Here is a 20,353-nt window from a genome sequence, read left to right as displayed (position 1 = left end):
CCCGGGGGGCCCCGCCGTAGTCGACCTGCACCACCCCGATGCCGCGGCTGGTGAAGTAGGCGACCTCGGCGTCCTGGGCGGTGGTCGACCGGCCGGTGGGGCCCCCGTGCGCCCACACCGCGAACGGCGGCGGCTCCCCCTCGGGCCCCTGGGCGCGGGGGTTGTGCGGGGGGTGGACGATGGCGTGCACCTCGCGCCCGCCGGGGCCGCTGAACACCCGCCGCTCGGCCCGCGGCGCGTACCCGTGCCGCACCTCCGGGTCGTCCCCCGACCGGCGGCTCAGCGCGCGCCACGACCCGTCGGCGGCGACCACCGCCACCACCTGGGCGGGCAGGTCGGGCGAGGCGGCCACACCCACGACCACCTCCCCGGCGGTCCCGGCCGGGCACAGCCGCCCCGACCACTCGGTGTGCGGGGTGGCGATGTCGGTGAGCGCCCCGGAGTCCGGGCACAGCAGCGACAGCCGGGACGAGCCGGTGCCGTGCACGGCCGCGATGAGGCCGCTCCGCATCGGCAGGATCCACCGCTGCCCCAGCGTCCACAGCGGCCCGCCGTACTCCTCCTGGGAGGGGGCCAGGGCGACCGGCGCCCGGGCCGCGCCGCCGTCGCGCGCGATCGAGATCTGGTAGGGGTTCCACCAGCCCGAGGCGTCCGACACGCAGAACAGCGTCTCCTCGTCGCCCCACTCGGCCTGCACCACCGAGTCTCCCGGCCCGCCGGCCACGTCGCGCGGACCCGAGACGGTCCCGTCCGGTCCGATCGCGGCGACCGACAGGTAGGTGGAGTCCCAGGGCATGTCCGGGTGGTCCCACCCGATCCAGGACAGGCGCCGACCGTCCGGGGAGATGCGGGGGCAGGCGAGGAAGCGGCGCCCCTCGGCGACCACCCGCACCCGGCCGGGGTCCCGGGCCGCCGATCCGTCCATCGGCACCGCCACCAGCGCCCGGCGCACGTCCGTGGGGGCGGGCCCGGTGTGCTCCTCGCGGATGCACCACACCTCGTCCCGCCCGGGCGGCCCCTCCACCGGCTCGGCGTAGCGCAGCGAGGAGGGCTCGGGCGGCTCGGGGGTCAGCGGCGAGGGCGCCTGCACCTGGCCCGGGAAGAACAGGTACAGCCGCTGGTCGGTGAACTCGCTGAACACCGCGGCGGTACCCGCCTCGGCGCGGTCGAGCACCAGGTAGGGGCGCCCGCCGTACTCGTGCACCCGGGTCCGGGCGTTCCACGGGGCGGCCAGCACCTCCTGCACCCCGTCCTCGGGCTCGTCCAGCCGGGTGCGGCACAGCGCGGTCCGTCCGCCCTCCTCGGGGCGCGGCTCGGTCCACCACACCTCCTGGCCGACGGCGCACGGCCACCCCGGGGCGCCGTCGTGCCGGGCCACGGCGTCCGCGCCGACCGGCGAGGGCCAGGAACCGTAGGGCAGGTGGGGCATGGTCACCCGTGCCTTTCTGTTCGTCACCGCCCGGCCTCCGAGGGCCGGGCCGCTATTCCACCGTCGAGAGGAAGCGGTCCAGGACCCGGACGCCGAAGCGGAGCGCCTCCACCGGCACGCGCTCGTCCACGCCGTGGAACATGGCGTCGCGGTCCAGCCCCGGGGGCATCAGCAGCGGCGTGAAGCCGTACCCGGCGATGCCCAGCTCGGAGAACTGCTTGGCGTCGGTGCCCCCGGCCATGCACACCGGCACCACGTGGCCGGAGGGGTCGAAGGCCAGCAGCGCCGCGCGCATGGCGGCGAAGACCGGCGCCTCGACCGGGGACTCCAGCGCCGGGGAGCTGTGCTCGTACTCCCAGCCCACCCGCGGGCCGGTCAGCTCGTCCATGGCCGCCTCGAAGGACTCCCGCCCTCCGGGCAGCACCCGCCCGTCGACCCCGGCCCCCGCGTCGGAGGGGATGACGTTCACCTTGTACCCGGCGTTCAGCATGGTGGGGTTGGCGCTCTCCCGCACCGTGCCGCGCACCAGGGCGGCGGCCTCGCCCAGGCGGTCCAGCACCCCGGGCAGGTCCCGGTCGGGGTCGAAGCCGGGGGCGTCCAGGTCCGCCTTGACGCCCACCGCCGCGCCGATCTCGGTGATCGCCGCCCGGGTGAGCGGGGTGAGCCGGTGCGGCCAGCGGTGCTCGCCGATCCGGGCGACGGCGGCGGCCACCGCCTGCACCGCGTTGTCGCTGTTGGGGCGCGAGCCGTGGCCGGCGGTGCCCGAGGCCCACAGCCGCAGCCAGGCCGTGCCCCGCTCGCCCGCGGCCACCGGGTACAGCCGCACCGTGCGCCCGTCCGGGGCGCGCACGTGCTCGGTGTGCCCGCCGGACTCGCCGACGGCCTCGGTGCACCCGGCGAACAGCTCGGGGTGGGTGCGCACCAGCCACTGGGCGCCGTAGGCGGCGCTGGCCTCCTCGTCGGCGGTGAAGGCGAGCACGGTGTCGCGGCGCGGGCGGCGGCCGGTGCGGGCCCAGTGCCGGGCGACGGCCACGGCCATGGCCACCGCGTTCTTCATGTCGATGGCGCCGCGTCCCCACACCACGCCCTCGCGCACCTCCCCGGAGAAGGGGTGGGTGCTCCACATCGCCGGGTCGGCGGGGACCACGTCCAGGTGGCCGTGGACCAGCAGCGCGGGGGCCGCGGGGTCGGTGCCCGGGATGCGGGCGACCACGTTGGAGCGGCGCGGCGCCGACTCCAGCAGCCGCGGCTCCAGACCGGCCTCGCCCAACCNCGGCCCCCCGCCGCTCGTCGCCGTCGCCTCCCCCGCGGTTGGTGGTGTCGATCCGGATCAGTTCAGAGGTGAACCGCACGACTTCCTCGTCGGCGGTGGCGAAGTCTTCCACGCGCACGCGCGCCCTTCTCGTTCGTCTCGCCTGGCCGGGCAGCGTCACCCGTAGCGGTTCTCGACCGCGTTGGAGATGAGGGTGGCGACTGCCTTGAAGCAGCGGATCATGTCATAGGCGGTGGGCGAGGTGGAGCGGACGCGCAGGGCGCCGACGCGTTCCACGCCGGGGACCACGGCGGCGGCGCCGGCCAGGTGCTCGGCGTCGACCTCCACCTCGACGGTGAGCGGCCCGTGCCGGACCGGCTCGGTGCGCCCGGCCAGGGCCATGGCGTCCTGCGCGGCCTCGGCGATGGCGGCGTGGGTGCGCCCGGGCGGGCGGCAGACCGCGGCGTAGCGGGAGACGTGGTCCTTGACCGCGGCCGTACGGGCCTGCGGCGCGTAGCGTGCGGCGTCCTCGCAGGCCTTGTCGTCGCCGGTGACCAGGACGACGGGGGCGCCGTACTCGGCGCACACGAAGGAGTTGAGCCGTCCCTCGCTCGCCGGCTCGCCGTCCAGCCACACCCCGGTGATGGAGTTGGGCAGGTAGGTGTGGGCCAGCACGCCCTCTTCCCCGGCGCCGCAGTGGTAGCCCACGAACGCGACGGCGTCGACGTCGCCGCGCTGGACCCCCTCCACCATGGACAGGTCCTTGTGCCGGCCGGTGAGCATCTCGGCCCGCTCGTCCAGACGCTCCAGCAGAAGGTTGCGCATGGTGGCGTGGGCCTCGTTGACCAGGACCGATGTGGCGCCGCCGGCGTGCAGCCCGGCGATGGCGGCGTTCACGTCGGAGGTGAACATCGACCGGCAGCGCTGCCACTGCTCGGTGCCGGGCTCGACGTCGGCGGGCCAGGTGACGCCGGTGGCGCCTTCCATGTCGGCGGAGATCAGCACCCTCACGAGGGCGACCCTATCCCGGGCGTCCCGTGGGGAGCCAGGCCTCGCGCAGATCGGCGGCCGAAGGGCGTGCGCCGGGGATCGGGGCCGGGCCCGGTCTGGAGACGCGTCCCCCGTCGTGCGGGCGCGGTCCTGCGGGAAGCGCCCGCACGTGATCACCGTCGAGGGCCTCGGCCCGTTTCCTCTCCTCCCCCACAGGGGCGGGGGCGCGTCAGGGCAGGGTGAGGACCTCGGCGCCGCCCTCGGTGATCACCAGGGTGTGCTCGAACTGGGCGGTCCACTTGCGGTCGGCGGTGACCGCGGTCCAGCCGTCGTCCCACAGGTCGTAGTCGATGGTGCCCAGGGTGATCATCGGCTCGATGGTGAAGGTCATCCCGGGGACCATGACGGTGTCGGCGCGCGGGTCGTCGTAGTGCGGGATCACCAGGCCCGAGTGGAACTCCGGGCCCACGCCGTGGCCGGTGAAGTCGCGCACCACGCCGTAGCCGAAGCGCTTGGCGTAGGACTCGATGACGCGGCCGACGACGTTGATCTGGCGGCCCGGGCGGCAGGCCTTGATGGCGCGCCGGGTGGCCTCCTCGGTGCGCTCGACGAGCAGCCGGTGCTCCTCGGTGGCCTCGCCCGCGATGAAGGTGGCGTTGGTGTCCCCGTGCACGCCGTTCTTGTAGGCGGTGATGTCGATGTTGACGATGTCGCCGTCCTTGACCACGGTGTCGTCGGGGATGCCGTGGCAGATGACCTCGTTGAGGGAGGAGCACAGGGACTTGGGGTAGCCCTTGTAGCCGAGCGTGCTGGGGTAGGCCCCGTGGTCCAGCAGGAACTCGTGGCCGATCCGGTCGAGCTCGTCGGTGGTGACGCCCGGGACGATGTGCTTGCCGACCTCCTGCAGGGCCTGGGCGGCGATCCGCCCGGCCTCGCGCATGGCCTCGATGGTCTCAGGGGTCTGCACGTCCCCCAGCACCCCTTCGACCGGGCGTTTCCTGCCGACGTACTCCGGCCGCTCGATGGTGGAGGGGACGGAGCGCTGCGGCGAGATTCGCCCGGGAACAAGCGGTGTGGTCATGTCGTGGGAGTCTACCCGCGACGACCCCCCGTACCGGCTCGCGCACAGGGGCGCGGCGCCGGTGTGTGGCACCGCACGTGACGAGGGTAAGAGGCGGGTGCGCGCCGCTCCGGGCGCCCGGTGCGGCGCGCACCCGGGACGACGGCGCAGAGGGAGCGACAGAGATGGCCGGCAACCCGATGGACCTGCCCGAAGACCAGCGCTGGTGGTACTGCCTGAAACACGACCGGGTGGAGAAGGGCGCGGGCTGCCCGAACAAGTTCCGCCTGGGCCCCTATGCCGACGAGGAGTCGGCCGCCGGGGCGCTGCGCACGGTCTCCGAGCGCAACGAGGCCTGGGACGCCGACGACGACCCCTGGGAGCAGGAAGGGCACTGAGGGCACTGGAGGGTGCCGCCGAGGGGGCCGCGCGGACCGCGTCCGCAGCGGGGCCGCGTCCCGACCGCGCCGGCCCCGTCGGCCGACCCGCCCGAACCCGGCGGGCCCCGCTCAGTCGACCGGGCGCGGCCCGCTGACCAGGTCGAGGAAGCGAGAAATCCGGTCGCGCAGACCGCCCTTGCGTACCTCCTCGGCCTGCCCCGCCGCGCTGGAGACCAGGTGCTGCATGCCGTCGAAGGACAGCGGCGCCGCCTTGGGCCGCAGGCTTATGGCGTCGTGGGCGATCGCGGTGAGCTCGGGGTCGCCCTGGTCCAGGGAGAGCACGGTGGCCCCGGAGCGGCGGGCGTCGTCGACCCGCTCCAGCAGCGGCACCGGCGCCTCGGGGGCGTCGTTGACGACGAACAGGGTGTGCCCGCGCCGGGCGTCCTCCAGCCGCTCCAGGCCGATGCGCAGGTGCGCGGGCGCGTCCGGCGGCGGCTGCCACCGCACCAGCGAGGGCGAGAGCTGCGGGATCCCGGCATAGCGCGCCTCGTCGTCGAGGTGCGCCGCCAGGTGCCACGGCTCGTCCTCCGGGGTGCCCAGCAGCATCAGCCCGTCGGGGGCGTTGGTGCGGCGCAGGGCGCGCGCGAAGTCCTCGGCGCGCTCCACCCAGGGCGTCGAAGCGAGGAGGTCGCGCAGCTGCGCGACGTGTCGGGCGTCCACGCAGCCCATGGTGCACCATGGCCCCGGCGCCGCGCAGCCGTTCCGCCGACCGCGCCGAGGGGGCCGCGGAGCCCCTGCGCCGCTTCCGCCGCACGGCCCCCGCACGGTCATCGAAAATCCGACCTCTCGAATTCGAGAGGAATTCGGCTCCCGATACGTGGCCGGATGAGGACAGGCCCGAGAGCTGGGGGTTCGAAATCCCTGTGAAAACCTCCGGGTGACGGCGGCCCGTTTTTGAGAGAGTCTTCATTGACCCCTCAGGGGCCTTCCAACCCGATTTCCCGACGGAGTGGAGATGCCACCGCTCATTCCCGACGGCGTCTACCTGATCTCGTGCGCGGGCGCCGACCTCTCCATAGACCTGTCCGGCGGCGGAACCCGGCCCGCCACTCCGTTGATCGGCCGGGGCCCGCACCGGGGCGACAACCAGAAATGGGAGGTCAGGAACGTCGACGGGGTGAACGGGGTGAACGAGTTCCGCCTGAGGAGCGTACTGGGCGCGGTGTATGTCGGAATCGGATTCGGCCGCCGACAGCCGCTCGAAGCGGCCGTCCAACCGCTTCCCATGCCCTGGTCGATCGAACCGGCCGGGCCGGACCTGTTCCGGATCCGCAATCCGTTCGCCGACCAGTCCCTCTCGCTCGCCGGCGACACGGAGGGAAGCCGGTTGAATCTGCCGCCGTGGGAGGACGGCGCCCTCCAGAAGTGGGTCTTCGAACCCGCCTGATCCGTTCCCGTTCCTTTCCGGAACCGGCCGGGCCCGCCTCCCCCGGGCCCGGCCCCTCCGCTTCACGGCCGCCCGTTCCGGACTCCCCGGACGCGGCCACCGCCGTTCACCGGGGGTCTTCCCAGCGGTAACGGGCCTCCGGCATCATCGGACCCTCTTCCCGCGATCCGGAAAGGCCGATCGGAGTGGCCCCCACACCCCGCACATCCCGCCTGCCCCGATTCCCCTCGGTCCTGGGCGCGGCGGTGCTCTCCGCCGCGCTCGCGGCCACCGCCTGCACCGCCGCCCGGGCCGACGAGGCCCCGCGCATCCACGACGTCCAGGGCACCACCCGCCTCTCCCCCTACGACGGCCGCGAGGTCGCGGGCGTCACCGGCGTCGTGACCGCGGTGAACGCCTTCGGCTCGGCCCGCGGGTTCTGGTTCCAGGACCCCCGGGGCGACGGCGACCCCCGCACCAGCGAGGCCCTGTTCGTCTACACCGCGGACACCACGCCCGACGTCGGTCCCGGTGACCGGGTCACCGTGGACGGGCGGGTGCAGGAGTACTCCCCCGGTGACGGGCTGCAGACCGTGACCCAGCTGGCCGACGCCTCCTGGGAGGTGTCCCGCCGGGCCGAGGTGCCGGACCCGGTCGCGCTGGAGCCGGGCACGGTCCCCGACGACTACGCCCCCGAAGGCGAGGACATCAGCGGATACGAGCTGGAGCCCGGTGCGTTCGCATTGGACTACTGGGAGTCCCGCGAGCACATGGTGGTGCGCGTGGAGGACGCCCGCACCGTGGCGCCGACCGACGACTACAACGGGCTGTGGGTGACCACCGAGCCCGGACAGAACGCCTCGCCCCGGGGCGGGACGGTCTACAACGGCTACGGCGACCCCAACTCAGGCAGGCTCAAGATCGAGTCGCTCATCCCCTTCTCCGAGCGCCCCTTCCCCGAGGTGGACACCGGCGACGAGCTCGCCGGGACCACGCAGGGGCCGCTGTACTACACCCGGTTCGGCGGCTACGTCCTCAAGGCGACCGAGCTGGGCGAGCACGTGGACAACGGCCTGGAGCGCACCTCCGCCGAGCCCGCGCGGAAGGGGGAGCTGTCGGTCGCCACCTACAACGTGGAGAACCTGTCGGCCCGGGACGACCAGGCCGTGTTCGACCGGCTCGCCGAGGGGGTGGCCGACGGGCTGGCGGCGCCCGCGATCGTGGCGCTGGAGGAGGTCCAGGACGACTCCGGCCCCGAAGACGACGGCACCGTGTCGCCCGAGCGGACCCTGGACCGGCTGACCGCGGCGGTCGAGGAGGCCGGCGGCCCCTCCTACGCGTGGCGCCAGATCGACCCCGAGGACGGGCGCGACGGCGGGCAGCCGGGCGGCAACATCCGCAACGCGCTGCTCTACGACCCCGAGCGGGTGTCGTTCACCGACCGCCCGGGCGGCGACGCCACCACCCCGGTCGAGGTGGTCGGCGAGGGCTCCGGGACGCACCTGAGCGTGTCCCCCGGCCGGATCGCCCCCAAGGACCCGGCCTGGGAGGACAGCCGCAAGCCGCTGGTGGGCGAGTTCTCCTTCCAGGGGCGCCCGGTGTTCGTGGTGACCAACCACTTCGCGTCCAAGGGCGGGGACGAGGCGCTGCACGGGACCGCGCAGCCGCCCGAGCGCTCCTCGGAGGTGCAGCGCCACGCACAGGCCGCCCTGGTCCGCGGGTTCGTCGACGACCTCCAGGAGGCCCGCCCCGACGCCAACGTCCTGGTCGTGGGCGACCTGAACGACTTCTGGTTCTCCGAGACGCTGGGCACGCTCACCGACGGCGGCGCCCTGCACAACCCGATGGAGGACCTGCCCGCCGAAGAGCGCTACAACTACGTCTACGACGGCAATGCGCAGTCGCTCGACCACATGCTGGTCAGCGGCGAGGCGGCCGACCGACTGTGCTACGCGATCGTGCGGACCAACGCCGAGTTCCACGACCAGGCCAGCGACCACGACCCGCAGGTACTGCGGTTCCGCCCGCTGAGCGGCGACACGGAGACCGACCGCGCGGAGCAGAGGCGCTTCTACGGAAAGCCGGGCACGGGCAAGGGGAAGCACGCCTGCCACGGCTCCGGGAACGGCAACGGCCACGGCAAGGGCGGGAACGGCAAGGGGCCGCACGCGGACGGCTGACCCGGCGGCCCGGGCCCGGAACCGGCTCCCGGCTCCGCCCCTTCCAGAGGGCGGGCGCGCACCGCGCCCGCCCTTTTTCTATTCCCAAGGGCACCACCGCCACCAGAGGAATCCCCTCCCCCTTCGCTACACGCTTCCCATGAATGGAAACAGGTGCCTCCATTTCCCTCTCCAGGCACTAGCAAGCCCCCGCCCACCAGGGGCAACAATGGATCACCGCGCCCCTCCCCCGGTCAGAACATTTCACGAAGAATGCGGTTTCAGATTCGTCACGAATCGCGTCCACGGTCTTATCCCGCCGCCGTCCCCGATGGTGTGCTGTCGGTAATCACCCCGCCCGGACCGGCGCACCGCCCCCCGGGTGCAGAACCGGCGAGGAGAAGGATGGCCAACGTGCGCAACAGATCGAGACTCACCGGCCCGGCGGCGGTGGCGGCCGCGCTCGCCCTGGCCGCGGCCGGGTGCACCGGCGGCGGAGGCGGCGGCGGGACCGGAGCCGGAGGCGTGTGGGAGGAGTGCGAGAGCGACCCCAACACCTGCAACTCCGGCGAGCGGGCCGACGGCGGCGAGATCACCTGGGTGGTCAGCGACTTCCCCGGCGCCTGGACCACCGTCTCCCCCGAGGGGGGCAGCGTCTACACCCTGCAGATGCTCTCCGGGATCGTGCCGAGCACCGGGCAGTGGGCGCCCGACGGCGAGACCTACGAGTTCAACATGGACCTGCTCGCCGAAGAGCCCGAGCTGGTCTCGGAGGACCCCTTCACCTTCTCCTTCACCTTCGCCGACGGCGCCGAATGGGACGACGGCACCCCCATCGGGGCCGACGACGCCATCGCCACCGTCAAGATGTCCACCAGCGACGAGGAGGGCTGGTGCGAGGGCTGCCGCTCCCGCCAGCCCGGCATCTACGACGACGTGGACGAGATGGAGGCCTCCGAGGACGGCAAGACCGTCACGTTCACCCTCAAGGACGGGCGCGCCAACCCCGAGTGGCGGGGCTTCCTCGACGCGCACCAGATCGCCGGCGGCATCCTGCCCGCCCACCTGGCCGAGGAGCAGGGCTACGACCTGGACGAGCCCGCCGACGTGGGCGCCTACTTCGAGTGGCTCAACGAGACCGTGCCCGAGTACTCCGGCGGCCCCTACACCATCGTCGAGGGCGACCTGGAGACCCAGGTCATCATGGAGCCCAACGAGAACTGGTACGGCGAGGTGCAGCCCACCCTCGACACCGTCATCGTGCAGTTCAACGACAACGAGAACAGCTGGGTGCCGGCGCTGACCAACGGCGAGATCGACGGCGGCAACCCGGCCAAGATCAACGACGACGTGATCGAGCAGCTGCGCGGCATGCCCGAGGTGTCGGTGGACGTGGGACCCGGCGCCAGCTGGGAGCACATCGACCTGAACACCGAGAACGAGTGGCTGCAGGACGTGGAGCTGCGGCGGGCGGTCTTCACCGCCATCGACGCCCAGGAGATCGTCGAGCGCAGCTACGGCACCGCCTACCCCGAGGTCCAGCGCAAGACCAACCACACCTTCGCCGCCGACAGCCCCCACCATGAGGACCTGTTCGGCGACTCGCCGCAGGGCACCGGGGACGCCGAGGAGGCCGCGCGGATCCTGGAGGAGGCCGGGTACGAGATCGTCGACGGGACGCTGGAGCGCGACGGCGAGCAGGTCGGCCCCTTCCGCCTGCGCGCCACCGCCGACCAGGTGCGCCAGGATTCGCTGCAGATCATCCAGTCCCACCTGGAGGAGATCGGCGTGGCCACCGAGATCGAGGCCATCAACGACCTGGGCGGGGTGCTGGGCGACCAGGACTACGACATCGTCCAGTTCGGCTGGAGCACCTCGCCCTGGTTCCTGATCAACCCCGGCCAGCAGTGGCACAGCGGGTCCGGCAGCAACTTCGGCGGGCTGGACGTGCCCGAGGTCGACGAGGCGCTGGACCGGATGGGCACCGCCACGACGCTGGAGGAGGCCGCCGAGTACGCCAACGACGCCGGGCGCCTGGTGGTGGACCAGGCCTACGTGCTGCCGCTGGCCGACGAGCCGCGGTACTCCTTCGTCACCGACGGCTTCACCAACATCCGCGACAACCGGCAGCACAGCCTGCGCGCCACGTACAACATCGGCGAGTGGGGGACGGTGGCGAACTGACCGCCCGGCACGGAAGGGACGCGTCCCGTGCTCGTCTTCGTGATCCGGCGGCTGCTGGTGACCGTACCGGTGCTGCTGGCCGCCTCGATGTTCTCCTTCGCCCTGATCGACGTCACCGGCGACCCGCTGGCCGACCTGCTGGTGCAGCAGCCCCCGCCGTCCCAGGAGGTGATCCAGGCCGAGCGGGAGCGGCTGTACCTGGACCGGCCCGCCTACGAGCGGTACTGGCTGTGGCTGACCGGGATCGGCGGCAACGGCGACATCGGGCTGCTGCAGGGCGAGTTCGGCCCCTCGGTCCAGGGGCCCGCCTTCGACGTGGGCGCCGAGGTGGCCGCCCGCATGGGGGTGACCCTGCGGCTGGTGGCCGCGGCCGTGCTGCTGGCCCTGGGCCTGGCCGTGGCCACCGGCGTGGTCTCGGCCATGCGCCAGTACTCGGTGGTGGACCACACGCTGACCTTCATCGGCTTCCTGGCGCTGGCCATGCCCACCTTCTGGCTCGGCGCACTGATCAAGGAGGCGGGGGTGTGGGCCAACGGGCAGCTCGGGACGACCGTCTTCTCCACGATCGGCGCGAGCGCGGCCGACACCCGCGGGATGGACCTCTGGGAGCGGATCGCCGACGCCGGCGGGCACCTGGTGCTGCCCACCGTGGCGCTGATGCTCACCGGCTACGCCGCCTGGAGCCGCTACCAGCGCACCGCCATGCTGGAGGTGCTCAACAGCGACTACGTGCGCCTGGCGCACGCCAAGGGGCTGCGCCGGCGAACGGTGATGCGCCGCCACGCGCTGCGCACCGCGCTCATCCCGCTGACCAGCGTGGCGGCGGTGACCATCGCCGAGATCCTGGCCGGGACGGTGCTCATCGAGACCGTCTTCCAGTGGCGGGGCATGGGCACCCTGCTGGTGGAGGCGGTCCGCACCAGCGACGCCTACGTGCTCATGGGCTGGCTGATGCTGGCCGGGACGCTGGTGGTGCTCGCCAACCTCGCTGCCGACCTGCTCTACGGCGTGCTCGACCCGAGGATCCGCTATGAGTGAGACCGTCCGGGACGGCGCCCCGCCCCCGCCGCGCGGCCGGCTGCGCACCGTCGCCGCCCGCTTCGCGCGGCACCGCCCGGCCATGGCCGGGCTGGCGGCGCTGGCCGCGCTGGTGCTGTTCGCCTTCGCTGGCCCGCTGCTGTGGACGTGGGACCACACCGTGTCCGGGGAGATCCCCAGCAGCGCGCCGCCCGGCCCAGAGCACCCGCTCGGCACCACCAGCGCCGGGAACGACGTGCTGGGCCAGCTGATGCGCGGGATGCAGCAGACCCTGAAGGTGGCCTTCACCGTCACGGTGCTGGCCACCGTGGTGGGGTCGGTGTGGGGCGCGGTGGCCGGGTACTTCCGCGGGTGGGTGGACGCGGTGCTGATGCGCGCGGTCGACGTGCTGCTCATCGTGCCGCTGCTGGTGGTGGTGGCCGCCGTCGGCGGGAACGTGCGGGGCGGCACCACCTGGTACGGGGTGGCGCTGGTGATCGCCGCGTTCGCCTGGACCCCGATCTCCCGGGTGGTGCGCGGGGTGGTGCTGTCGCTGCGCGAGCAGGAGTTCGTGGAGGCGGCGCGGGCCGCGGGCGCCTCGCACGCCCGCATCGTCTTCCGCCACCTGCTGCCCAACGCGGCCGGCCCGATCATCGTGGCGGCCACCCTGCTGATCGCGGTGGCGATCCTGGTCGAGGCGGCGATGTCGTTCCTGGGCTTCGGCATCCAGGCGCCCGACGTCAGCCTGGGGCTGATGGTGCAGCACGCCAAGACGGCGGCCTTCACCCGGCCCTGGCTCTTCTACCCGCCGGGGCTGGCGATCGTGCTGATCGCCCTGGTGATCAACTTCATCGGGGACGGGCTGCGGGACGCCCTGGACCCCCGGCAGGCCATGGTGCGCTCATGACGGCGGAGGAGGCGGCGGTGGAAGCGGTGTCCGACCCCGTTGCGGGGTCCCGGCCGGCGCGGGAGGGCGCGCCGGTGCTGGAGATCGAGGACCTGCACGTGTCGTTCCCCACCGAGGACGGGCGGGTACGGGCGGTGCGCGGCGTATCCTACCGGGTGCACCGCGGCGAGGCGCTGGGGATCGTCGGCGAGTCGGGGTCGGGCAAGTCGGTGGCCTCGCTGGCGGTGATGGGGCTGCTGCCGCGCGGCGCCGAGGTGCGGGGGGCCGCGCGGGTGCTGGGCGAGCAGGTGCTGCACCTGCCCGACGAGGAGCTGAGCCGGGTGCGCGGGGAACGCATCGCGATGATCTTCCAGGACCCGCTGACCTCCCTCAACCCGGTGTACACGGTGGGACGGCAGATCGCCGAAGCGGTGCGCGCGCACCGGGCCGTGAGCGAGCGGAAGGCCCTGGAACGGGCCGTGGAGCTGCTGGGGGCGGTGGGCATCCCCCGGCCCGAGGAACGGGTGCGCAGCTACCCGCACGAGCTGTCGGGCGGCATGCGCCAGCGGGTGGTGATCGCGATCGCGATGGCCAACGACCCGGACGTGATGATCGCCGACGAGCCGACGACCGCGCTGGACGTGACGGTGCAGGCCCAGGTACTGGAGGCGCTGGAGGCGGCGCGGCGGCACACGGGGGCCGCGCTGGTGCTGATCACCCACGACCTGGGGGTGGTGGCCGGGCACGTGGACCGGGTGGCGGTGATGTACGCCGGGCGGGTGGTCGAGGAGGGGCCGGTGGACGCGGTCTTCTCCCGCCCGCGCATGCCCTACACCCTGGGGCTGCTGGGCAGCCGGCCGCGGCTGGACGAGGAGCGGGTCCGGCGTCTGGCGCCGATCTCCGGGGCGCCTCCGACACTGCTCGCCCCGCCGCCCGGGTGCCCGTTCGCGCCGCGCTGCCCGATGGCCGAGGACCGGTGCACCGCCGAGGAGCCGCCGCTGCGGTCCGTGGGCGCGGGCCGGACCGCCGCCTGCCACTTCAGCGAGCGCCTGGAGGAGGACGGCGCGGACACGCTGTTCGGCCGTCCGGACCGGGCCCCGCCTTCGACCGCGCCGCCCGCGCCGGACGGCGCCGCTCCCCTGCTCAGCGCCAAGGGACTGGTCAAGCACTTCCCGGTGCGGTCCAAGGGGGTGGTGCGGCGGCGGATCGGCGACGTGCACGCGGTGTGCGGGGTGTCGCTGGACCTGCGCGAGCACGAGACGCTGGCGCTGGTCGGGGAGTCGGGCTGCGGCAAGTCGACGACGGCGCGGCTGCTGCTGCGGCTGCTGACCCCCGACGCGGGGACGGTGGAGTTCGAGGGCGCCGACATCGCCGGGCTGCCCCGCGCGCGCCTGCGCAGGCTGCGCCAGGACATGCAGATCGTGTTCCAGGACCCGTTCGCGTCGCTGGACCCGAGGATGACGGTCGCCGAGATCATCGCCGAGCCGCTGCGGATCCACGGGTTGTACCGCGAGCGCGGGGGCGCCGCCGACGTGCAGCGGCTGCTGAGGACGGTGGGGCTGGGACCGGAGCACGGGGCGCGCTACCCGCACGAGTTCTCGGGCGGGCAGCGCCAGCGCATCGGCATCGCCCGCGCGCTGGCGCTGCGCCCGCGCACGCTCATCCTGGACGAGCCGGTCTCGGCGTTGGACGTGTCGATCCAGGCGGGGGTCGTCAACCTGCTGGAGGACCTGCAGGAGGAGTTCGGCCTGGCGTACCTGTTCGTCTCGCACGACCTGTCGGTGGTGCGGCACATCGCCGACCGGGTGGCGGTGATGTACCTGGGCAAGGTGGTGGAGTCGGGCCCCGCCGACCGCCTGTTCACGTCGCCGACGCACCCCTACACCCAGACCCTGGTCTCGGCGATCCCGCTGCCGGACCCCCGCAAGGAGCGGCGGCGGCAGCGCATCCTGGTCACCGGCGACGTCCCGAGCCCGTCGTCGCCGCCGTCGGGGTGCCGCTTCCGCACGAGGTGCCCGAAGTTCGCGGACACGCTGAGCCCGGCGGAGCAGAGCAGGTGCATCGAGGAGGAGCCGCCCCTGGACCCGTGGGCCGCCGGCCACCTGACCGCCTGCCACTACGCGGAGGAGCGGGCGCTGTGGTCCGAGGGGCCCTGAGCCGGCGGGGGCCATGGACGGCCGCACGTCCGCTTGAACGACGGCGGCCCCTCGGGGCAGACGCGGAGACGAGGGCTCCACGGCACATGGCCCCGCCGCTCAGTCGTCGGTCTCCGCGCGCGCCTCAGCGAGAAGTTCGGCGATCCCTCTGATCGCCGCACGGTTCTTCACCGGATCGGGCTCGCTCCCGACGATCGCCTCAAGCTGCCGCAGGCGCTCTCGTCTGGCCGGGTACCGATGGAGAGCGGCAAACTGCGACCACTTGTTATAGAAAGCGAGCATGGGGCGCATGCTCGACGTCTTTCGCGACTCGGCTTTCGCTCGCGCGAGATCACTGAGGAACTCGCCAAGCCGTTCGGAATCCAGGACGGCGACCGCTTCCCGTAGCGCTTCAGGCGTCGCCGCGGGCTGCGGAATCAGCGGTTCGTTGACGGATGCAGCAGATTCGCCCGACACGATACCTCCCTGGTCCCCTCGACCCCGTCTCAGCACTCCAGCAGAATCGACCGCCTCGGGGGCCTGGGCACGACCGTCCCAGGTATCCGAGCATGGCCGAGCCGCCCTCCAGCGGTCCCCGGTTCCGAGAATGCCGCCGTCGTCGCCGTCAGGCCGCCAGGAGTCCGCGGAGTTCGTCCGGGGCGGCGTTGGATCCGGTGCAGACCACGGCGACGCGGAGGTCCCTGAGGTCGGCGCGCAGGGCGTAGGCGCCGGCCAGGGCCGCCGCCCCCGCACCTTCGGCGACCGTGCGGGCCTCGCTCAGCGCCCACCACTGGGCCCGGCGGATGTCCTCGTCGCCGACGAGGACGAAGTCGTCCAGGCGCCCGCGCATCACCGACTGCGGGAGCGCGAACCCCCGCCCGGTCGCCAGGCCCTCGGCGCGGGTCCGGTTCGGGCGCGCCGTGCAGGAACCCGCGCGCCAGGAGTCGTGCGCCGCCGGGGAGGCCGAGGACTGCACACCGACCACCCGGCACCCCGGCGCCACCGCGGCCGCGGTGATGCACGCCGCGGCCGCCCCGCTCCCGCCGCCCACGGGCACCACGACCGCGTCCAGGTCCGGTGCCTGCTCGAACAGCTCCAGGTAGGCCGTCGCGACCCCGGCGATCAGGTCCGGCTCGTCGCCGGGGCTCACCAGGCGGGCGCCCCGCTCGGCGGCCAGGGCCTCGGCCCGCTCCCGCGCGCCGTCCAGGTCGGCCCCGGCCTCGACCAGGTCGGCGCCCAGGGCCCGGATCGCCTCGGCCTTCACCGGGTTCGGGTTCTCCGGCACCACGATGGCGCAAGGCGCACCGGTCTCGCGGGCGGCGTAGGCGATCGACTGGGCGTGGTTGCCGGTGGAGTAGGTGACGACGCCCCGGGACCGCTCCTCCCGGGACATGCCCGCCAGCAGCACGAGTCCGCCCCGCACCTTGAACGCGCCGGTCGGCTGGGCGTTCTCGTGCTTGACGAGCACCCGGGCGCCGATGCGGCGGTCGAGGGCAGGGTAGGAGCGCAGCGGCGTCGGCTCCAGGCGCCCCTGGAGCAGGCGGCGCGCACGCAGGACGTCGGTGATGCCCGGGGCGGGGGCGGGGGCGGAGGCGTCGGCAGGGGCGGTGGGCGAGGAGGTGTCCGCAGTGGTCATGGGCCCATCGTCGGACCGGATCAGGCATAGGACAAATGCCGGCTCCGAGTTGATCCATCGATCATTTCTATACGAGCAGGTAGCGTCGGCGCATGTTCGATGAGACCCGGCTGCGCGTGTTCGCCGCGATCGCCCGCGAAGGATCGGTCACCGGGGCCGCGGCCGCCCTGCACTACGCCCAGCCGTCGGTCAGCCACCACCTCGCCCGTCTGGAGGCCGAGGCGGGGACCGCGCTGGTGCTGCGCAGCGGCCGCGGCATCCGGCTGACCGACGCCGGCCGGGACCTGGCCGACCGCGCCGAGGAGATCCTGGGCCGCATCGACCAGGCCCGCGCCGAACTGGCCGCGCACGCCGGGCTGACCCGGGGACGGGTGCGGCTGGCCGCCTTCCCGTCCGCACTGGCGGTGCTGGTGCCCCCGGCGGCCGCGCGGTTCGCCCGTGCGCACCCGGGCGTGGAGCCCGCCCTGACCGAGGCCGAGCCGCCGGAGGCGCTGGCGGCGGTGCGGCGGGGCGAGGCCGACGCGGCGGTGGTCTTCCGCCACGCCGACGAGCCCGCCCCCGAGGGGTTCGCAGCGGTGCCGCTGCTGGAGGACCCGGTCCACCTCGTCACGCCGGAGGCCCCGCAGGGGCCGGGCGGCCGGCGGTCCGGGCCGCCGCGGCTGCGCGACCACGCCGACCGACGGTGGATCACCGGGTGCGAGCGCTGCCGTGCCCAGCTGCTGCGTGCGTGCGCCGCCGAAGGCTTCGAGCCGGAGATCGCCTACGCGACCGACGACTACGTGGCCGTGCAGGCCCTGGTCGCCGAAGGTCTGGGGGTGAGCACCCTGCCGGGGCTCGCGCTGCGGGCCCACCGGCGGGAGGGGCTGCACACCGCGCCGACGGGGCGGGTGCGCACGGTCGAGGTGGTGACCTTCGGCGCCCCTCCCCTGCCCGCGCCCGTCGCGGCCTTCATCGGCGCCCTGTCGCACGCGGCCGCAGAGGCGGCCGCCCGGGACCAGGGCGTGTGACCGTTTGTCGCCGGCCTGCCCCGTTCCTCCTCCCCCTTCTCCCGGCCCCCGCACGCCGCCCCTCCGCCTCCGTCGAACCGGCCGGCGCGGAGTCACGCGCTCGTCGAGCGGCTCGTCCGGTTCGAGCGGCACGACATGTCCGAGTTCCACGGGCCCATTCCGACGGGGAGGGGGCCTTCCCGTTCCCGCGCCTGTCCCGGTTCTTCGACGAGCCCGACAGGGTGGTGTTCCTGATCCGCCACGGCGGTGCGGCCGCAGGGTTCACCCTCACCCGCCTTCTGCCCGACGGCTCCGCCTCCCACTGCGCGTTCTTCGTCCGGCGCCGCGCGCTTCTGGCGCCGGACGGTCGGCCAGACGGTCGGCCCGTCCTGGCGTGACGAGCACCGGACCGCGCACGACCGGCCCGGCCTGCCACCGGACACCTGGATCCTGCTGGACGCCGGCGACGCCGCCGGCCGACGACCGGCCGGCACAGGGGTCGGTGGCCGGATCCGGCCGCCGCCCCTCAGCGCCGCGCGGACCGGTCGGAGCACAAGGACCGGCATTCCGCTTCGCCCCCATCGGCCGCGGATCCCCCATTCCCGAAAAAGGTCCCGCACCCCCTTGTTCCGCGCATTCCCCATTCCTTTCTAAACGATAAACACACCCTGGATCGACCTGCAAAAACACACCCCACATGCGCGGACACCAGAGCAATCGGAGCGCAGGACCGCCGAAGCCCGAAAACCGGCCTAGGCCTCCCGCATTCGGGAGAACACTTCTAGAGTCGGCGACCGTGGACCGGATCGAGGAATTCCGGATTCCATGACCTTCCCCTCCCGAATGTGCGAGCGAAGGACCGGACCCCGGTCCTGGCGATCTCTACGAAGAGGAGCACCCATGCCCTCCACGACATCCCCCGTGCCCTGGCTGACCACCGCCGCGGCGCTGGTCTCCGGGGCCGCCCTCGCCCTGGCGGCCCCCGCGCCCGCCTCGGCCTCCCCGTCCCCGGCGCCCGACGCGCCCCCGGAGGTGCCCGAAGGCGCCGCGGCGCAGGTCGTCAAGGTCCCCATGGAGGCGGCCAACATCACCTCGGCCGTGCCCGACGCCGACGGCGAGGGCGCCACGGCTCGGCTCGACAACGGGCAGAGCATCGAGCTGCCCGAGCAGGCCTACACCGAGTGGCAGGAGAGCAAGGGCGAGGTCGGCACCGAAGACCTGGTCATCGGCGACTGCGGCTACTCCTACCTGTGGCTCTTCAGCACCGGCAACCGCGGCTACATGGTGTGGACCGGCTTCCACGTCAACGAGAACGCCTGGTTCTACGGCTGGGAGTCGGCCGTGATCGGTGCCGGGGACACCCGCTACGAGCAGACCTTCGAGGACGGAGGGGTCCTGGACAGCCAGGACTGGAGCCAGGACTATTACGGCATGGTCCCCGCCACCGACCTCTACGACGGAATGGTGGACAACGGCTGGGCCTTCCTGTCGAACTTCCAGATCTGCACGGCGCTCGGCCCCAACGACACCCAGTGGATCCAGTGACCGCGGCGGGGGCCGGCCGGTCCCCCGGGCGCCGGGGGACGCGGACGGACGGCCGCGCCCCCGCCCGGCTCCCCTGACCGAACGGACGGTGACGGCCATGCGGACGCGCCCCTCCTCGCCCGAGCTCGCCCTGGACGCCCCCTGGAGCCTGAACTGGCTGTGGTTCGCCGAGCCCGACCGCGGCGGCGCCGACTTCACGCCCGAGCCGACCGGCCGGGACGCGGTGCCCGCCCCCGGGGAGGCCGTCCACGAGGAGTGGCGCACATGGCGGAGGCGGCTGTGGAGGGAGGCGGCCGCGCACGGCGCCCCCCTCCGCGGCCCGGGCACCGGCACCGCGGGCTCCGCGGCCCGTACCGACGGCGCCCCCACCGGCTGCGACCCGCCGCACTTCTCCTCGCTCGGCGGTGCCGACGGGCTGGCCGCGCACCTGCGCGCCGCCTGGCCCCCGTTCCAGGCCTGGTGGGACGGGGGCGCCAAGCGGGCCCTGGCCGACCTGCTGATGGGCGCCGGGGTCCGCGGCACCGCGGCCGAGGCGCGCGGGTCGCTGCCCGAGGGGCACCGGCTCACCGTGCACGCCATCGCCCTCGCCGACGCCCAGACCCTCGCCGAGCGGCGCGCCGAGGGCGAGCTGCACGCCGCGGTCTCGGCCGGGCTGATCCGCGACGCCACGGGCTTCCGCACCTGGCTGCTGCACACCGCGGCCTCGGTGCACCGCCCGCGGTGACCCCACGGCCCTGCGGTACCCCGACCGCGCCGCGCGCCTCCATGGCGCCGCGATCGCGTCCCTGACCGCGGGACCGTCCGCCGTGCCCCCCGCGGGCGGTCCCGCGCCCGGCCCGCTGAGCGGTCTCCGGCGCACGGAGGACCGCCACGAGGCGCCTGCCGCCCGGCCGGATCGTCCGCCGGTGGATCGGGACGGGCCCCTTTGACCTCCGGTCGGCCGCCGGGTCGCCAGTGGCCCGGGAACAGCGGCGACAACGGCCCGGCTGGTGCCCCGCTCACGGCTGCTTGCCGGGTGGCGGGTCGCCGAGGCGCCAGGGAGAGGGCGGCGACGACGGGGCGAAGCGGTTGCCCGGTGCTGCTCGTCGGCCGCCGGGCCTCCCGCGGTCCCGGCGATGAGCAGCGACGACGGCACGGCTGGTTCCCCGCTCCGGCCTGCTTGCCGAGCGGCAGGGCTCTTCGGGGCCAGGGGGAACGGCGGCGACGAGGAAGCGGGGCGGTTCCCCAGGTCGTGTCCATTGGAGTGGTGGAGCTTTCGGCCTCGCCCG

General features: G+C 74.0%; 16 protein-coding genes and 1 pseudogene. 10 read left to right on the top strand and 7 right to left on the bottom strand.

The genetic code is table 11. The annotated features are described in order from the left end of the window. From D450_RS0123850 to map, 4 genes and pseudogenes are all read right to left on the bottom strand, one after another. Window positions 1-1,429: alpha/beta hydrolase family protein (locus tag D450_RS0123850; RefSeq protein WP_026128742.1), on the bottom strand; the 1,429-nt coding region annotated here is incomplete at its 3' end. A 52-nt stretch (window positions 1,430-1,481) separates the two neighbouring features. Further along, a pseudogene (locus tag D450_RS31125) lies at window positions 1,482-2,820 on the bottom strand (M20/M25/M40 family metallo-hydrolase). A gap of 38 nt (window positions 2,821-2,858) precedes the next feature. Next, window positions 2,859-3,692, bottom strand: coding sequence for a M55 family metallopeptidase (locus tag D450_RS0123840; protein ID WP_017541143.1), 834 nt, complete (start codon window positions 3,690-3,692; stop codon window positions 2,859-2,861). Between the two features lie 208 nt (window positions 3,693-3,900). Further along, window positions 3,901-4,752 carry a type I methionyl aminopeptidase gene (gene map / locus D450_RS0123835; protein ID WP_083932773.1) on the bottom strand — a complete coding sequence of 284 codons (852 nt, stop codon included), beginning with the start codon at window positions 4,750-4,752 and terminating at the stop codon, window positions 3,901-3,903. 164 nt (window positions 4,753-4,916) lie between these two features. On the opposite strand from map, the gene D450_RS0123830 reads away from it, so the two are divergent. Then, window positions 4,917-5,129, top strand: coding sequence for a hypothetical protein (locus D450_RS0123830; protein ID WP_017541141.1), 213 nt, complete (start codon window positions 4,917-4,919; stop codon window positions 5,127-5,129). Between the two features lie 111 nt (window positions 5,130-5,240). On the opposite strand, the gene D450_RS0123825 is transcribed toward D450_RS0123830, so the two are convergent. Further along, window positions 5,241-5,840: a hypothetical protein gene (locus tag D450_RS0123825; protein ID WP_017541140.1), complete on the bottom strand. Its 600-nt coding sequence runs from the start codon at window positions 5,838-5,840 to the stop codon at window positions 5,241-5,243. 286 nt (window positions 5,841-6,126) lie between these two features. On the opposite strand from D450_RS0123825, the gene D450_RS0123820 reads away from it, so the two are divergent. The 6 genes from D450_RS0123820 (at window position 6,127) to D450_RS0123795 (ending at window position 14,939) form a co-directional block, all read left to right on the top strand. Next, the gene (locus D450_RS0123820) at window positions 6,127-6,558 is read left to right on the top strand and encodes an RICIN domain-containing protein (RefSeq protein WP_017541139.1); all 432 of its coding nucleotides are present in this window, start codon (window positions 6,127-6,129) and stop codon (window positions 6,556-6,558) included. A gap of 185 nt (window positions 6,559-6,743) precedes the next feature. Beyond that, on the top strand, window positions 6,744-8,717 hold the full coding sequence (locus D450_RS0123815) for an endonuclease/exonuclease/phosphatase family protein (protein WP_017541138.1): 1,974 nt from the start codon (window positions 6,744-6,746) through the stop codon (window positions 8,715-8,717). A 384-nt stretch (window positions 8,718-9,101) separates the two neighbouring features. Continuing rightward, window positions 9,102-10,880, top strand: a complete 1,779-nt coding sequence (locus D450_RS0123810) for an ABC transporter family substrate-binding protein (RefSeq protein WP_017541137.1) — start codon at window positions 9,102-9,104, stop codon at window positions 10,878-10,880. A gap of 27 nt (window positions 10,881-10,907) precedes the next feature. Continuing rightward, entirely contained in the window at window positions 10,908-11,918 is a 1,011-nt protein-coding gene (locus D450_RS0123805; protein ID WP_017541136.1) for an ABC transporter permease, read from the top strand. Next, window positions 11,911-12,804, top strand: a complete 894-nt coding sequence (locus D450_RS0123800) for an ABC transporter permease (protein WP_017541135.1) — start codon at window positions 11,911-11,913, stop codon at window positions 12,802-12,804. Before D450_RS0123805 ends, D450_RS0123800 begins: the two co-directional genes overlap by 8 nt. After that, window positions 12,801-14,939 (top strand): ABC transporter ATP-binding protein, encoded by a 2,139-nt coding sequence (locus D450_RS0123795; RefSeq protein ID WP_017541134.1) that lies wholly within the window; start codon window positions 12,801-12,803, stop codon window positions 14,937-14,939. Before D450_RS0123800 ends, D450_RS0123795 begins: the two co-directional genes overlap by 4 nt. A gap of 99 nt (window positions 14,940-15,038) precedes the next feature. On the opposite strand, the gene D450_RS0123790 is transcribed toward D450_RS0123795, so the two are convergent. Together D450_RS0123790 and D450_RS0123785 are read right to left on the bottom strand one after the other, a co-directional pair. Continuing rightward, window positions 15,039-15,395, bottom strand: a complete 357-nt coding sequence (locus D450_RS0123790) for a DUF6247 family protein (RefSeq protein WP_026128740.1) — start codon at window positions 15,393-15,395, stop codon at window positions 15,039-15,041. A gap of 148 nt (window positions 15,396-15,543) precedes the next feature. Then, window positions 15,544-16,554, bottom strand: a complete 1,011-nt coding sequence (locus D450_RS0123785; protein ID WP_017541132.1) for a threonine ammonia-lyase — start codon at window positions 16,552-16,554, stop codon at window positions 15,544-15,546. A gap of 92 nt (window positions 16,555-16,646) precedes the next feature. Between D450_RS0123785 and D450_RS0123780 the strand changes: the two genes are divergently transcribed. The 3 genes from D450_RS0123780 (at window position 16,647) to D450_RS0123765 (ending at window position 19,809) form a co-directional block, all read left to right on the top strand. Next, window positions 16,647-17,561, top strand: a complete 915-nt coding sequence (locus tag D450_RS0123780; protein WP_017541131.1) for a LysR family transcriptional regulator — start codon at window positions 16,647-16,649, stop codon at window positions 17,559-17,561. 879 nt (window positions 17,562-18,440) lie between these two features. Then, a complete protein-coding gene (locus tag D450_RS0123770) occupies window positions 18,441-19,085 on the top strand; it encodes a hypothetical protein (RefSeq protein ID WP_241483264.1) in 645 nt (214 codons plus the stop codon). A 97-nt stretch (window positions 19,086-19,182) separates the two neighbouring features. Then, window positions 19,183-19,809 (top strand): hypothetical protein, encoded by a 627-nt coding sequence (locus D450_RS0123765; protein ID WP_241483263.1) that lies wholly within the window; start codon window positions 19,183-19,185, stop codon window positions 19,807-19,809. The last annotated feature ends 544 nt before the right edge of the window (window positions 19,810-20,353 follow it).

This window comes from Nocardiopsis halophila DSM 44494 (genome assembly GCF_000341245.1).
Lineage (GTDB): Bacteria > Actinomycetota > Actinomycetes > Streptosporangiales > Streptosporangiaceae > Nocardiopsis_A > Nocardiopsis_A halophila.
Note: the sequence above shows the minus strand (reverse complement) of the source record. Positions and strands in the feature narration are given on the sequence as shown.

Excerpts from the sequence above, each read along its gene's own strand:
- map (WP_083932773.1), bottom strand. The coding sequence starts at position 4,752 with ATGACCACACCGCTTGTTCCCGGGCGAATCTCGCCGCAGCGCTCCGTC.
- D450_RS0123830 (WP_017541141.1), top strand. The coding sequence starts at position 4,917 with ATGGCCGGCAACCCGATGGACCTGCCCGAAGACCAGCGCTGGTGGTAC.
- D450_RS0123825 (WP_017541140.1), bottom strand. The coding sequence starts at position 5,840 with ATGGGCTGCGTGGACGCCCGACACGTCGCGCAGCTGCGCGACCTCCTC.
- D450_RS0123820 (WP_017541139.1), top strand. The coding sequence starts at position 6,127 with ATGCCACCGCTCATTCCCGACGGCGTCTACCTGATCTCGTGCGCGGGC.
- D450_RS0123810 (WP_017541137.1), top strand. The coding sequence starts at position 9,102 with ATGGCCAACGTGCGCAACAGATCGAGACTCACCGGCCCGGCGGCGGTG.
- D450_RS0123800 (WP_017541135.1), top strand. The coding sequence starts at position 11,911 with ATGAGTGAGACCGTCCGGGACGGCGCCCCGCCCCCGCCGCGCGGCCGG.
- D450_RS0123795 (WP_017541134.1), top strand. The coding sequence starts at position 12,801 with ATGACGGCGGAGGAGGCGGCGGTGGAAGCGGTGTCCGACCCCGTTGCG.
- D450_RS0123785 (WP_017541132.1), bottom strand. The coding sequence starts at position 16,554 with ATGACCACTGCGGACACCTCCTCGCCCACCGCCCCTGCCGACGCCTCC.
- D450_RS0123780 (WP_017541131.1), top strand. The coding sequence starts at position 16,647 with ATGTTCGATGAGACCCGGCTGCGCGTGTTCGCCGCGATCGCCCGCGAA.
- D450_RS0123770 (WP_241483264.1), top strand. The coding sequence starts at position 18,441 with ATGCCCTCCACGACATCCCCCGTGCCCTGGCTGACCACCGCCGCGGCG.
- D450_RS0123765 (WP_241483263.1), top strand. The coding sequence starts at position 19,183 with ATGCGGACGCGCCCCTCCTCGCCCGAGCTCGCCCTGGACGCCCCCTGG.